Here is a 14,487-nt window from a genome sequence, read left to right as displayed (position 1 = left end):
CTATTTAAAAAAGTCACTTAATTCTTTTTTAAAGTAAATTATTTCACAAATAAAACAGTTCTTTGTTCTATTGACAAGATAATTGGAAAATGTTATATATTAAGTAGTTGTTCTTAATTAAGAACCATTTATCTATTATAAAGTTTTTCTTAATAATATTAATATAAGTTGGTACAGAATTATTTTTTTGATTTAATTGTTCTATATATAGAACTTATTTGATTATATCGGTTTTAAAACAGGTGACTGCCTCCTCACTGAATTTAGCTCTTATAGCTAAGCGGATATAAGGAGAAGTACATGAGAAATGGGGACGTGTTAAATGATAGACACTGTAAAAAGGACTGCTTACAAGGCGTTTGGATTAACCGTTTCAAGTGAGCTTTCTCTGCCAGAACTGCTGCAAGCGGGCGTAGATGAATGTGAAGTAGATGTTGTGATTAAAGAGGCCGATCTTTTCGGATTATGGTCTGAAAGATCTGTTCCAGATGATGATTTTGTTATTCAAGAAAATTCAGTTATGTTTCATATTCCCGAAACAGCTTTCTTTTTGGTCGAAAACGGAAATGAAATTCTTTTCTCCCCAATGGAAGGTGCCCATGAAGATGAACTGCGTCTCTATATTCTTGGTACTTGTATGGGGACTGTGCTGTTACAAAGAAATATTCTCCCTTTGCATGGCAGTGCGATTGCTATAGATAACAAAGTGTATGCAATAGTAGGAGAATCTGGTGCTGGGAAATCAACTCTTGCTTCAGCTTTTTTGAAAAGAGGCTATCAACTTCTGAGTGACGACGTTATAGCGATAACTGTTACTGACGAGAACGTGCCTGTAGTCATACCCGCTTACCCACAGCAAAAATTATGGATGGAAAGTTTAAATGAATTTAAGATGGAATCAAGTAATTACCGGCCTATTATTGACAGAGAAACAAAGTTTGCTATTCCTGTTCAATCTCAATTTGCAAATCAACCACTGCCTCTTGCAGGTGTATTTGAACTAGTTAAAACAGATGGGGACGAAATAGAACTACACTGTATTCAAAAACTAGAACGGTTTTATACTCTGTATACTCATACTTACCGCAATTTTTTTGTGCAAAAGGCAGGCTTGATGGAATGGCATTTTAGTACTTTAGCAAAAATCATTAACAAAATTGAGCTTTATCAGCTTCGTCGACCTACGTCTCGTTTTACGGCTCATGATTTATCAGATTTAATTTTAGCTACATTAAACAAAGGAGAGGTATTAGATGATTAAAAGTATTTCAATAAGTCAATTTGTTAGCCAAGGAGAAGGAAACATTGTAAGCGATATGGATGGAGAAAAAGTGATGTTAAGTATTCACAACGGTAAGTACTATAACCTCGGGGAGCTCGGAGGTGAAATATGGGAGAAGATAAAAGAGCCCGTTTCCATTCAAAACTTAGTAGACAAACTAGTTGCTGAGTACGATGTAGAACTAGATACGTGCAAGGAGCAAGTCATTTCGTTTTTAGCCTTGCTACTTGATGAAGGTCTAGTAAAAGTTGAAGGCGAAAAGGCATCGTAGTTTTTATTGTTTTGAAAGGAATAATCATATGGCACTTATAAAAAAATTAAAAGCTTTCTTATTATTTGATTGGAAGACAAAAAGTTTGTTATTGGAGTCTTACCTTTATTTAGGGTGGTCTCGTTATTTAAAGAGTGTTCCTTTTTCAAAAGTGGCGCCTACTTTAGGTAATCATATGGAAGAGACATCTTTTACTCTTAGTTCATCAAATAAAGAAGTATTAGCTAGTGTAGCGCAAGCTATTCATATTATGAGTCGCTATACATTTTGGGAAAGTCAGTGTCTTGTAAAAGCCATTGCTGCGATGAAAATGCTAGAGAAACGCCAGATTGAAAGTACTCTTTATTTAGGTACTGCTAGAGAAGAAAACGGAGAGTTAGTAGCGCATGCGTGGCTTCGCAGCGGTCCTTTTTATATTACTGGAGCAGAAGTAATGGAAAGGTTCACCGTCGTGAGTAAGTTTGCTAAAAAGCTCTGATACTAAATGATTGAAGGAGAACTCAATGGATAATCAATTCTGTCTGAATGTATCGGGCATCCCTAATGAATTAAATTTAATCATTGAATTGCTAAAAAGTAGTGAGACCGGCGGTACGCTAACTAACAAATTGGAAGTATGCAGAGGAATTGATTGGGATCTTTTTGTTAATCAAGCGGAACATCATCGTATTTATCCAATACTCTACTCAAAGTTAAAAACAGCGGATGAACATATTATTCCTACCTACGTTATTCAAAGTTTACGTCAAGCATATAAAGGAAACACATTTCACATGCTTCATTTAAGTGCTGAAATGGAGAGGGTGGCTAAATTATTTACAGAAGCGCAAATACAGCTTCTGTGCTTAAAAGGTCCGGTACTTGCTCATGAATTATATGGTGATATCTCTCTTCGCACATCTGGTGATTTAGATGTCTTAATTCCTATTGAAAAACTCGAACAAGCAGATGAAATTCTCACAAGCATAGGATACGAAAAAGATGATTATATTCAAACAGTCTTAAACGACTGGAAATGGAGGCATCATCATGTTACGTATATTCATCCTAGAAAACTGATTAAAATTGAAATCCATTGGAGATTAAATCCAGGTCCAGGAAAAGAGCCTAGCTTTAACGAATTATGGGAACGGAAAAGTAAAAGTGAACTGATTGGTTATCCCGTCTATTTACTCGGAAAAGAAGATTTATTTCTGTTTCTCATCTCCCATGGAGCCCGTCATGGGTGGTCGCGCCTTCGCTGGCTTTTTGACATCCATCAAATGATGAATCAAGAGGTGGACTGGCAAAAGGTTTATGGCTTACTGAATTGTTATAATTATCTTCCTATAGGAGGACAGAGTATTATTCTAGCATCGCAGTTATTTCATACAGAAATAGCTGAAGAAATGAACTCTTTGGTTGCAAGTAAACGTCCAAGAGAGTTAGCTCAAGAAGCAATGTTTTATCTCGAAAATATGATAAATTTACATAATGAACCTGTTCCTGAAAATGTGGCTAAATACCACAGCCGTCATTTATTCTCATTAATGTCTACTCCACAAAAATTGGCCTTTATTGTGAGCTTTTTATATCCTTATCCTGAAGATGCAGAGACATTGCCATTGCCGGAAAAACTTCATTTTCTCTATTTTCCTTTGCGTCCTTTTTTATGGGCTTGGAGGAAGACTAGAAAAGATGAGTTACGTAAGGGGAGAACATAATGAAGCAGCTTGTATACTTCTTGAAGCAAATTCATTCGTTTGCTGGCAAAAGGCTCTATATTAACCTCTTAGCAACGGTATTTATGAGTTTACTTGAAGGTATTGGGATTTTACTATTAATCCCAATGGTTAGTCTAAGTGGTATCGTGAACTTTGGGACAGGAGAATCATCAATTTTAAGGGCATTTTCATTTTTTCGAGACATTCCTGATGCTATAAGCTTGCTTCTAATTTTGGGTAGTTATGTGTTAATAGTTACTGTTCAAAATATATTACAAAGGCAGGTAACTGTTCAAAATACCGTTATTCAGCTTAGTTTTCTAAGATATATGCGTTTAGAAACTTATAGAGTTCTACTTCATGCAGATTGGAATTTTTTTATCCAGAAAAGAAAATCTGATTTAATAAATATATTAACAGCAGAGGTTACTCGTGCTGGTGCGGGCACAACCTCGTTTTTACAGTTTATAGCTTCTCTTATATTTACGTGCATACAAATTGGACTGGCATTTTGGCTTTCACCTAAAATAACCCTTTTTGTATTACTTTGCGGTGTAGTGATTATCTTTTTAAACCGTAAATTTCTCAAACGATCGCTGGCATTGGGCAATAGAAACTTTGAGCTGGGAAAAAGCTATCTCGCAGGGATAACCGATCAGATTAACGGAATTAAAGATATTAAAAGTAATACTTTAGAAGAATCGAGAATGAGCTGGTACCAATCGATTACAGAAGAAATGAAAAATGAGCAGGTTGAATATACTAAATTAAAAACAACGTCACAATCTTATTATAAAATCTCATCTGCTGTATTAGTTGCAGCCTTTATATATGCTGCAGTGAAGTTGTTTCATGCTGAGGCAAGTCAGTTAATGCTTATTATTCTAATTTTTTCAAGGTTATGGCCAAAGGTTGCCGGTATTCAAGCCTCTATGGAGCAGATTACGACAACTCTACCAGCATTTAAAGCTGTGAAAGCCTTGCAAGATGAATGCAAAAATGCAAGAGAATTTGAAAAAGAAGCTAATCAAAGTGTCGAACCAGTTCAATTTAAAAAAGACATTCAGTGCAGAAACGTTTATTTTCGCTATAACCAAGGTGCATCTTACGCTTTGCAGCATATTAATTTAATCATTCCATCTAACCAAATGACAGCTTTTGTAGGTCGGTCCGGTGCTGGGAAAAGCACGCTGATAGATTTGTTGATGGGGCTTAATCAGCCTGAAAAAGGTCAGGTTTTAATTGATGGGATTCCGTTATCAAAAGATAATTTATTATCGTTAAGACGAGCTATTAGCTATGTTCCACAAGATCCTTTTTTATTTAATGCGAGTATAAGAGAAAATTTATTGTTAGTAGAACCTAACGCAAGTGAACAGCAAATGTGGGAAGCGCTTGAGTTTTCATCGGCTGCAGAATTTGTAAGGAGGCTTCCGCAAGGTCTAGATTCATTAATTGGAGACCGAGGAATTAAGCTTTCAGGAGGAGAAAGGCAGCGGCTTGTGCTAGCCCGCGCTATTTTACGCAATCCATCTATTTTAGTCTTAGACGAAGCAACGAGCGCGCTTGACACGGAAAATGAAACGAAAATTCAAGAAGCATTGGAACGATTAAAAGGAAAAATGACGATTATTGTTATTGCTCATCGTCTGTCTACAATCCGTAATGCTGATCAGGTTATCGTGCTGGAGCAAGGTGAAATTATTCAACAAGGCGGCTTTACTCAACTTGCTGAAGAAAAGAGTAATACATTTAGTCAATTACTAGGAAAACAAATGGAAGCTGCTCATTAGACCTTTACTAAACAGCAGTGAGTTGAATTTTTAAAACCAATCGTTCTTAATAAAGAACTAATTGAAAGGAGGTGATCATATGCAAGAGAAGACTTATAGTGCTCCAGAAGTGTTAAATCATCAGCCAATCCGTTTTGAAACCGCTCAAAGCTGGAATCCTGGAAAAGGAAACTTAGATCATCCTGGAAAAGGAAACAATGGTTCTAACTGGCCGTCTACGAATCCGAATCCTACTCCAGGTGGTGCAGGTGCGCCAGGAAAAGGAAAAGGGAAAAATAAATAAAATATTCTTTAGCTATTTTATTTACTTAATACAGCAATATATAAAGCAGAAAGTCAATGGTGTGCCATTGACTGCTGTTTTAAGAGAAATTGATTGAGGAGACGAATAATGAAGACGTTGCATACAAAAATAGGGGATCACTATATTGATATTAAAACAGAATTTGATGACGTATGGAAAATAATCAAACAATATTTTTTATGTGTTAGTATAGCGGAAAACCAGCCGGATATGACGGTCACAATCACAAATGGCTATGGTGTTTCGTTTCAAGATTATGAAGTCGCTATAGAAGAAAAACTCAATGCAATTACTTTTAAAAGAGCAGATTACTTAATTGAAGTAGATTCAGAGTATAAATCGGCTAACGTAGCTATCCACGATGAATTGGCTTTAAAACATGCTCTTATGAACTTATACAGTTCGTTCATTGTTCATCACAACTGGGGGATTCTGCTCCATTCATCGTGCGTTATTAACAGCGGCAAGGCGCATATTTTTACAGGGCACTCTGGAGCCGGAAAGTCGACTGCAGCAAAGTTATCAATGCCAAGGGAACTTCTTTCTGATGAAGCTACGATTTTAAAGATTACAGAAGAGAGTGTAACAGTTTTTAACTCACCGTTTAGAAGTGAGTTAAAAGCTAAGGGAAGTGAAAAAAACACACCTTTAGGAAGTATTCAGCTACTGCATCAGGCATTATCTAATCAACGGATAGAGGTAAGGAGAATAGAAGCGTTAATGAAGCTGATAGATAAAGTGTTTTACTGGTCTTATAAACCTGAAGAAACGAAAACAATCATGGGCCTGTTACAATTGTTAGTTAAACAAGTGCCTGTGTATGAGCTTCATTTTCAAAAAAACAATACATTTTGGGAGTTGATGTCATCGTGACAAGCTATATTCAAAAGGGTGGTTATGAAGTAATGGAAGTAGACTCAGAGTGGGTGATTTTAAATTCGCATGCCTATACAGTGACTACTTTAAACGAAGTAGGAGGCTACTGTTGGAAGGTAATAGAAAACAAAAAAACGCTTGCTGAAATTATTAAAGCTGTTGCAGGTTATTACAATACAGAAGCTGAAATGGTTGAAGGAGATATACAGCATTTTTTAAATAAGTTAATTGATTGCGGCCTTGTTGAAAAGTATGCAAGCTAATAATAAGCAGGGGCATCTATTAAAAGCTTTGATTGATCGGAATGGATTGCTTGAACTTCCTGCTGAAGGAACAAGTATGTATCCTCTTATTAAACAAGGAGATATTTGCGGGTTTACTTCAATAAAGCATTCTCCGCTAAAAAGAGGAGACATTGTTTTATTTGAAAGTCCAGCTAATAAACTCATTGCTCATCGACTTTTAAACTGTTCCTACGTTCAAGAAGAAGAATGTTATATTTTTAAAGGTGATACGAACTACGGGGTGGATGATCTTGTTACCCGAGAAAAGATTATCGGAAAACTTGTTGTTATTCAAAAAAAATCAGTGGCGATTCAAGAAAAAAATGTAGCTGCTGTTTTATGGGGAAAGCTCATTCTTGCTTTTCCTCTCCTGTCAGTGCTGTTACGAAGGTATATAAACTATCAAGAATGGAAAAAAGCAGATTGAAAGGAGGATGTCGTTATGATTAGTTTAAAAAAGATAAAGCAATTCGACATCCGCGAATATATTTCTATCAAAGAGACAAAAAGCATGGTTCAGTGGCTCTGGCCATACGTAATGAAGCATAAAGGTGCTTATATTGGACTGTTTATTTTGTTATTTGTTGAAATTACCCTTACTTTAGTATCTGCATGGTTTATCGGAAACATTACCGATGCTGCTGTTCATGGTAATTTTGAACGGCTTAAGTGGCTAGTAGCTATTGGTGTAGGGTTGTCAGTAACAAGTATTACAGCTAATTTTATTGATACATATCTTGAAACAATTGCGGTCAATGCCGTCAAGCGAGACTTGAATTTGGATTTATATAAACATATTTTACTTTTACGAGAACGAGACGTTTCAAATTTACATTCTGGTGAATTATTATCTCATTTCACTAACGATATACATAATGTTGAAGGTGTAATTGGACGAGGTTTGATTAATTTAGTTAGATTTCCAATCATTTCTATCGCTGCATTTATTTATTTAGTTCAAATTAATTGGAAATTATCATTATCAATTGTGCTCGTATCTCCTATTGCGATTGCTGGTGGAGCTATATTTGGGATTTTACTTCGAAATAATAGCCGTATCATGAATGAATTAATTAGCAATATTATTAAAAAACTGAATGATACGTTTCACGGATTTACTGTAATTCGATCTTTTACATTGGAAAAGCTGTTTTATAAAGATTATGGACAAAAGAATGAACAGCTTTATTCATTGGAAATGAGAGAGGCAAAGTTAAGAGGCTGGTTTTACGCTGGAAGCGAAGCAATTGGAGCCATTGCGTTTCTTATTAGCTTAATTATAGGCGCATTTTTTGTAACAGACAAAATTATTACGATTGGTGCATTATTAACATTTGTTAATCTTGTGAACCAGTTGATTTCTCCCTTGACAGGACTAGCTGGACAGTGGGCTGGCTATCAGCGGTCTGTGTCAGCGTTAGAAAGAATTACTAAACTACTCAATTATCCAACTCAAGCGAAGGCGCTGCCTCACTATACTTCCGCAATGCTTGTTCAAAAGGATATACACGTTAGAAATCTTACATTTAGCTATGATGAAAGCGCGACTGTGTTTAAGGATTTCAACTTATATATTCCTGCTGGTAAAGCAGTAGCGCTAGTTGGTCCAAGCGGTGCCGGAAAATCAACGCTTTTTAATTTGATTCAACATTTTTATGAACCTCACTTTGGCACCATTTCGATCGATGGATGTTCAATTGATGAGTTAACCATTTCAGAACTAAGAAGTTCAATTGCATATGTTCCTCAAGAGACATTTCTTTTTAGCGGTACAATAAAAGATAATCTAATGATAGCAAGACCTTTGGCTACGGAAGAAGAAATGATTAACGCTGCTGTTCATGCAAATATCCATGATCATATTATGACACTGCCTAACGGCTATGAAACAGAAGTCGGGGAACGGGGAGCTAAGCTGTCAGGAGGTCAAAGACAGCGATTAGCCATCGCAAGAGCCATTTTAAAAGATGCGCCTATTCTTCTATTAGACGAAGCAACTTCAGCACTAGACAGTGAAACGGAACATTTGGTAAAAGAAGCATTGGACCGTTTAATGGTCAATCGTACAACTATCATGATTGCCCATCGATTGTCTACTATTCAACATGCAGATCTCATTGTGGTAATGGATCAAGGAGAAGTTGTTCAAAAGGGCACCCATGAAGAGTTAATGAGACAAAGTGGAATGTACCGCAGATTAAATAACGCACAAGAAATCAGTGAACAGAATCCAATCATGCTGAAAGCTAAATAATAGGAAGGAAGAAGTGCTTTGCTTGATAAACTCATAACATACCTTTACGATCCTAACGCTAATCTACCAAGTGATGATGAATTTTATGATGAAGTAATAAAAAAGATTGAATTGTATTTCATTTCCCCACAAGTCTACTCCTTATTGAAAGAAAAAGGAAAGCTAGGAAATACTCCTTTATTTTTTCAAACAAGACTCAAGCAAAAATATCAAGAAACACTATATCAAAATTTATTTATTAAAAATCAAACGGATCATATTATTCGAAAATTTGAAGAAGAACAGATAGAAGTTATACCTCTTAAGGGAGTCTACTTTGCTGAAAAATATTTTGGTCACATAGGTGCTAGAGGGACTTCAGATATCGATATCTTAGTTAAAAGGAAAGACATAAATAAAGCGAAAGAAGCAGTAAAATCCATGAATTTTGAAATTGAAGAAGAATTTATTCCTTCTCACTTTCACAGTAGTTTTAGTAAAGAAATCCCTGGATCGGCTATCCCGCTAACAGTTGAAATTCATTGGGATATATTGAAAGAAAAAACTGCTAACTTCAACATCCAAGAGTTTTGGGGTGAAGCAGTAAGGTTAGAAGGCTTTCAGTTTGTAAAGACTTTATCCGACTATCATACGTTTTATATGATATGTCTTCACGGTTGGAGGCACAATTTAGATTCGCCTAAGCACTTTTTAGATATTATTCAAATAATTGATGTTGTAAAAGATAGGATAAGCTATGAAACTCTCTTTAAGGATGCAAAACGTCATCAAACATATAAGAGGATGGTTCGAACATTGTCCATCGTGTACAGTCAGTACAGCATATTGAACGAAATAAAGAAATTAAGTTCTATAGAAAATCAATTTAAGGGTTCTATGTCTTCAACATTGGAACAAGAAAAAAAAGGAATTAAAAAATATTTTGCCTTTATGGATTATCAATTTTTTAGCTATGATTCTGTTTGGCATAGTTTAATTGAAATGCGCAGCTGGTTATTACCGAATAGGTTTGAAGTAACTTCTCAGTTAAAAGAGACATCAAAACAACGTTCGTATTCTTATAGTTTACTCATGTTATATAAGCAGAGATGTAATAGTTTGGTGAAAGTTCTAGGGTCTTAAGATTCGAATTTATAGAGAGTTTAACTTATAAAGAAGTCTGTACCACTTTTTAATCTTCATACATAGGAGGGGATGCTAGTGAGAAAGATGAAAGGAAAAGTGATAGCAGCCTCTTTCTTTTTAATAGCTGTAGTAGTTGGATATACAGTTTGGGATAATCAACGAATTACTATAGCTAAGCAAGACATCATAATTAAGGACTTACCTAAAGAGCTTGAAGGACTTTCTATTGTTCAAATTACAGATTTGCATGAAAAAGAATTTGGGGAAAATCAAGAAAGACTAATAAATGCTATTAATTCAATTCATTATGATGCTATTGTTTTTACTGGTGACATGATGAAAAATAATAGCACAAACGCCGTGCCGTTTTACAGGTTAATAGAAGGTATTGAAAATAAACGATATGCTTTATTTGTACCCGGAAATACAGATCCTAAAAGCTATCGTACTTCTTCAAATCATCTTGAGAAAAGTGAATTTGTTAAACATATGGAAAAAAAGGGCGTTAAGCTTCTTGATTCCACGTACACAGTAAAGCGAGGAAATACCTATGCTCAGTTTGTTAACTTTGACTGGTCGTTGAAGACAGAGAATAAATTAGAAAAAAACAGAAATAATTTGTTGAAAAACAAAGATTATCCGAAAAAGGAAACCACAAATCTTATTATTGGGTTGAATCACTTTCCAGTAGTTGATTCTCACATCGATGCTCTTCTTAGAGATCCCAGCGTTACATTTAGGTATTATGATTTAATTATGGCCGGCCATTATCATGGAGGGCAGTTTCGCATCCCTTTTTTTGGTGCACTTTTTGTTCCGGAAGCTTGGTATGAAAAGAGTGGTCTGTTTCCTCCTCAAGACCGAGTTAAAGGCCTGTGGGAATACAAGCATATTAAGCAATACGTTAGTGCAGGTTTAGGAAGCAATGGCCCCATCCCATTTTTGAATTTTCGGTTCTTTGACTCGCCTGAAATCAACGTACTAACATTTAAAAGTGGGAAAATTGAATGAGAAAAATAAAGGTGTTGGGCTGAATTTGAACAGTCTGCTTATAAATTATGAGGTTTATTAACAATAAAGCTACGCTCGACAAGGAGGTAGCTTCTTGTTAGTTTATTGAAAAAGAGGAAGCCTTTCTTCTTGAATCTTTAAGGTAGCTGAAAAATTTTCTATAAAAGAAGCTTCGGTCATCACTTGTTGATCCTGCAAATCTTCTACTATTTTTCTTCGTGCATTTTCAATTTTTTTTAATTGGCCAGCTTCTAAGGAACCGTGAGAAAACAATTTAGGTAAAATCTGAGAAAGAACATCAGCATCCATTATAGCGGCATTCATACCATATGCGCCCGTTGGAGTCATGGTATGGGCGGCGTCGCCAATGATAGCTAATCCGTCTTTTACCCAAGTATCACAGTGAGAGCTATAAACAGACAATAAAATGAAATTTTTCCATGAATGAAGGTTCTGCTCAATACTTTCTTTTAATTGAGGAAATGCCAGAATTAGCTGATCAAGAAAAGGCTGTACAGACTGCTTCTTTAGAGAAGTATAAGACCCTTTTTTAATATTCCAGCCTATTTGAATAAAGCCGCCTGTCTGTGTAAACAGTGCCATTTGCTGATTGTTCACTACCGTAAAGCGAATAGTAGGTTCCCATTTCTCAGGTGCAGGAATTTTTGCCCACAGCAAATCGTATCCATGATTATGAATATTGTTTTTTATGTGCGCAAGTTTGCGAACAGTTGAATATCGGCCATCTGCTCCAATAATGATTTTACTTTCAACTATTATTTCACCCCGGCCTTTTTGCTGAGCTTTTATTCCAGTATATTGTCCATTTTCATTTTGCGTTAGCTCCGTTACTTTTGTGCCCAGCATAAGTTTGTAGGAGGGATGGCTGCTTGCTCGTCTATCTATAGACTGAAGAAGATGCTGCTGTGGAACATGAATTCCTGCATGTCCAAGTTCAGATTCTATCGTTTTGAATACATGTCCATCTTTCCAGTATTCGACCCTAGACATTCGAAGGAGGCCTAAGCTTTCAATTTCTTCAAATATATGATGTTTTTTAAGAATCATTTCTCCATCTTCATTTAAATGTTCGCCTCGAAATTCTTTTCCAAGCTTATCAGATTTCTCTATCAGTATAGTTGATATATTTTGTTTAGCCAGTAGATAGGCTAGTAGAGCACCGCCTGGTCCGGCTCCTATTATACACACATCTGTTTGATAGTTCATTTTCTTCACCTTGTTTGTTATATGCAATTAAGTTACTTTTAGTAAGTATATTAACTTTTATAAATGTTAATGTCAACTTTTTTATAGCTTTTCTTCTATGGAATTCGTTCTTTGGTCGAAACACAAATAAGGTTTTACATAAACAAAGTCAAAGATTAAGTTTTATGGTAAACTAAAATACACAAATTATTTTGAATAATTTGTATAAAAAGGTGAAATTTAAACATTGTTGAGAAAAAGCACGGTTGGAAAGCTGCAGGATTTTTAGCAAGAAGAGTAGAGAACGTCTCTGAAAATTCTAGCAAACTCCAATTTCGACTGGAGGATGATTATGACAAAAGTAGAACATTATATTCAAACATTGGGTAACAGTGCAGATTTGCTAACGAAAAAGCAGACAAGCATTTACTTCGAAAAACTTTCAAACACCTTTCCTTTTTTAACAATCATGCAAATTAATTGGAGAAAAGTATTAATTAAAAAGTCCGCCCGGCATATTGAAGAAATCAAAAAATGGCTTCAAGAGATGAATATAAAAGAACATCAGGTTGTTTTATTTTGGAAACGAGCAACTAAAGCCGTAAGCGTCGATTTAGCTCAGGCTCTAACGTTTTTCCAACAAACAGCTGATCTTACAGAAGAAGCGTTTATTTACTGTCCGTCTGTTGACTATGTCATTGAATATTTTAAAGACGGTAAAATGATGATTGGTTTAGCAGCACGTTAATTAAAAGGGAAAAAAGCTGAGGGAAGAGGGGGAATGAGAACTTCTTCACTCGGCTTTTTATGCATATAAACTCTAAAAAATACGAAACATAACGTTATTTACAACATAAATTACCTTCTCTTTATAATTAGTGGGAAAAGTATTGACATTTTCCATAAAACAAATATAATTAACATTAATCATATTGTTAATTGTAAAAAGAGTGATCAGGAGAAATGCTGAATGTCGAACAAAAAAGCAATGACGAATCAAATGAAAAAAGAATACCCTAAACCCTATGGCTATACGTCAGATATTGCTGTATTTACGATTGTGACGGAAGAAAAAGAACCATACAAACCACCTAAAATGAATTTAAAATTAATGCTTATCCAGCGAGCAATGCTAAACGCGGAGGGAGAAACGAACAGCGAAGCAGGAAAGTGGGCGCTTCCCGGCGGATTTGTCCATCCTGATGAATCAGCTTTTGAAGCGGCTAAAAGAGAGCTCGAAGAAGAAACGGGCGTGAACGATATCCATTTAAAACACTATGGTGTCTATGATGAGCCCGGAAGAGACGATAGGGGATGGGTCATCACAAACGCACATTATGCAATTGTCCCGGAAGATAGTCTAATAAAACGAAAAGCGAACGATGATGCTGCTCGAGTTGAATTATTTAAAATAGATGAAATCTTTTCATTGCCTTTAGCTTTTGATCATGAAATCATCATTCGAGATGCAATCAAGGAAATTAAGAAAGATTTATTGCAAACGACTATTGCTCAGAAGTTTCTGCCTTCTCAGTTTACATACTCTGAACTGCAGGCTGTGCTGCTTACCGTAACGGATGATGCGGCAATTAAAAGTGATCAGGCGTTTGCACGAAAAATAAGAATGCTGCCATTCATTGAAGAAGTAGACGGAAAAACAACGACGAGAACGTCTAAAAAGCCAACAAAGCTCTACCGGTTTGTTGAGATGAATGTGATGAAGCCAATCTATACAGCACGCTATTAAAAGAAAAAACTTTCAAATCAAATAATTAACAATATGTTAACTGTTAATTTTTATTTATGAGGGGGAAACATAATGAAAAAAGCACTGATTAACATTGATTATACCAATGATTTTGTAGCTGAAAACGGAGCTTTGACATGCGGAGAACCAGGGCGACACATTGAAACATCCATAAGCGATATCACGCGTCAATTTATTGAGCAAGACGAGTATGTCGTGTTTGCCATTGATTTTCATAAAGAAAATGATTCCTTGCATCCAGAATCAGCGCTGTTTCCGCCTCATAATATTGAAGGTTCTGCAGGAAGGAAGCTATACGGAAAGTTAAATGATTTATATAATGTGTATCAATCAAAGGCAAATGTAGAATGGATAAATAAAACGAGATACAGCGCATTTGCTGGAACAGATCTGGAGATTAAACTGCGAGAAAGACAGATTACCGATGTCTACTTAGCAGGTGTATGTACGGATATCTGTGTACTTCATACAGCAGTAGATGCCTATAATAAAGGATTTACTATTTATATTTATGAAAAAGCCGTAGCGAGCTTTAATCAAAAAGGCCATGAGTGGGCGCTCGAACACTTTAAATCTTGCCTCGGAGCAGAAATTATTTAAGGACATAAAA

General features: G+C 35.7%; 16 protein-coding genes. 15 read left to right on the top strand and 1 reads right to left on the bottom strand.

Annotated features, from left to right (window positions below):
• Positions 1 to 322 precede the first annotated feature (322 nt).
• From SCI76_RS03215 to SCI76_RS03160, 12 genes are all read left to right on the top strand, one after another.
• Positions 323 to 1,261 carry an aldolase gene (locus SCI76_RS03215; protein WP_168760711.1) on the top strand — a complete coding sequence of 313 codons (939 nt, stop codon included), beginning with the start codon at positions 323 to 325 and terminating at the stop codon, positions 1,259 to 1,261.
• The gene (locus SCI76_RS03210; protein WP_168760712.1) at positions 1,254 to 1,553 is read left to right on the top strand and encodes a lasso peptide biosynthesis PqqD family chaperone; all 300 of its coding nucleotides are present in this window, start codon (positions 1,254 to 1,256) and stop codon (positions 1,551 to 1,553) included. The genes SCI76_RS03215 and SCI76_RS03210 overlap by 8 nt, the downstream gene beginning before the upstream one ends.
• Positions 1,554 to 1,581: 28 nt before the next feature.
• A complete protein-coding gene (locus SCI76_RS03205; RefSeq protein WP_098626847.1) occupies positions 1,582 to 2,031 on the top strand; it encodes a lasso peptide biosynthesis B2 protein in 450 nt (149 codons plus the stop codon).
• A gap of 25 nt (positions 2,032 to 2,056) precedes the next feature.
• Positions 2,057 to 3,256 (top strand): nucleotidyltransferase family protein, encoded by a 1,200-nt coding sequence (locus tag SCI76_RS03200; RefSeq protein ID WP_168760714.1) that lies wholly within the window; start codon positions 2,057 to 2,059, stop codon positions 3,254 to 3,256.
• The gene (locus SCI76_RS03195) at positions 3,256 to 5,049 is read left to right on the top strand and encodes an ABC transporter ATP-binding protein (protein ID WP_255900760.1); all 1,794 of its coding nucleotides are present in this window, start codon (positions 3,256 to 3,258) and stop codon (positions 5,047 to 5,049) included. The genes SCI76_RS03200 and SCI76_RS03195 overlap by 1 nt, the downstream gene beginning before the upstream one ends.
• A gap of 79 nt (positions 5,050 to 5,128) precedes the next feature.
• Complete coding sequence (locus tag SCI76_RS03190; RefSeq protein ID WP_098626850.1) at positions 5,129 to 5,332, top strand: hypothetical protein; 204 nt, start codon at positions 5,129 to 5,131, stop codon at positions 5,330 to 5,332.
• Between the two features lie 108 nt (positions 5,333 to 5,440).
• A complete protein-coding gene (locus SCI76_RS03185; protein WP_168760716.1) occupies positions 5,441 to 6,226 on the top strand; it encodes a hypothetical protein in 786 nt (261 codons plus the stop codon).
• Positions 6,223 to 6,492 (top strand): PqqD family protein, encoded by a 270-nt coding sequence (locus tag SCI76_RS03180; protein WP_255900763.1) that lies wholly within the window; start codon positions 6,223 to 6,225, stop codon positions 6,490 to 6,492. Before SCI76_RS03185 ends, SCI76_RS03180 begins: the two co-directional genes overlap by 4 nt.
• A 28-nt stretch (positions 6,493 to 6,520) precedes the next feature.
• On the top strand, positions 6,521 to 6,940 hold the full coding sequence (locus SCI76_RS03175) for a signal peptidase I (protein ID WP_168760717.1): 420 nt from the start codon (positions 6,521 to 6,523) through the stop codon (positions 6,938 to 6,940).
• A 15-nt stretch (positions 6,941 to 6,955) separates the two neighbouring features.
• Complete coding sequence (locus SCI76_RS03170; RefSeq protein WP_168760718.1) at positions 6,956 to 8,767, top strand: ABC transporter ATP-binding protein; 1,812 nt, start codon at positions 6,956 to 6,958, stop codon at positions 8,765 to 8,767.
• An 18-nt stretch (positions 8,768 to 8,785) separates the two neighbouring features.
• The gene (locus SCI76_RS03165; protein WP_168760719.1) at positions 8,786 to 9,889 is read left to right on the top strand and encodes a nucleotidyltransferase family protein; all 1,104 of its coding nucleotides are present in this window, start codon (positions 8,786 to 8,788) and stop codon (positions 9,887 to 9,889) included.
• An 87-nt stretch (positions 9,890 to 9,976) separates the two neighbouring features.
• On the top strand, positions 9,977 to 10,903 hold the full coding sequence (locus SCI76_RS03160) for a metallophosphoesterase (RefSeq protein WP_221833381.1): 927 nt from the start codon (positions 9,977 to 9,979) through the stop codon (positions 10,901 to 10,903).
• Between the two features lie 102 nt (positions 10,904 to 11,005).
• On the opposite strand, the gene SCI76_RS03155 is transcribed toward SCI76_RS03160, so the two are convergent.
• A complete protein-coding gene (locus SCI76_RS03155; RefSeq protein ID WP_168760721.1) occupies positions 11,006 to 12,130 on the bottom strand; it encodes an FAD-dependent monooxygenase in 1,125 nt (374 codons plus the stop codon).
• Positions 12,131 to 12,461: 331 nt separating this feature from the next.
• Here SCI76_RS03155 and SCI76_RS03150 point away from each other — a divergent pair, with 331 nt between their 5' ends.
• From SCI76_RS03150 to SCI76_RS03140, 3 genes are all read left to right on the top strand, one after another.
• Positions 12,462 to 12,857, top strand: a complete 396-nt coding sequence (locus SCI76_RS03150) for a hypothetical protein (protein WP_014460246.1) — start codon at positions 12,462 to 12,464, stop codon at positions 12,855 to 12,857.
• A 222-nt stretch (positions 12,858 to 13,079) separates the two neighbouring features.
• Positions 13,080 to 13,856 (top strand): NUDIX domain-containing protein, encoded by a 777-nt coding sequence (locus SCI76_RS03145; protein ID WP_168760722.1) that lies wholly within the window; start codon positions 13,080 to 13,082, stop codon positions 13,854 to 13,856.
• Positions 13,857 to 13,928: 72 nt separating this feature from the next.
• On the top strand, positions 13,929 to 14,477 hold the full coding sequence (locus SCI76_RS03140) for a cysteine hydrolase family protein (protein WP_048021054.1): 549 nt from the start codon (positions 13,929 to 13,931) through the stop codon (positions 14,475 to 14,477).
• Positions 14,478 to 14,487: the final 10 nt, after the last annotated feature.

The sequence above is a fragment of the Priestia sp. HNGD-A6 genome (assembly GCF_045784335.1).
Lineage (GTDB): Bacteria > Bacillota > Bacilli > Bacillales > Bacillaceae_H > Priestia > Priestia zanthoxyli.
The sequence above is the reverse complement of the archived record's forward strand: the minus strand, read 5'-3'. Positions and strand labels throughout refer to the sequence as shown.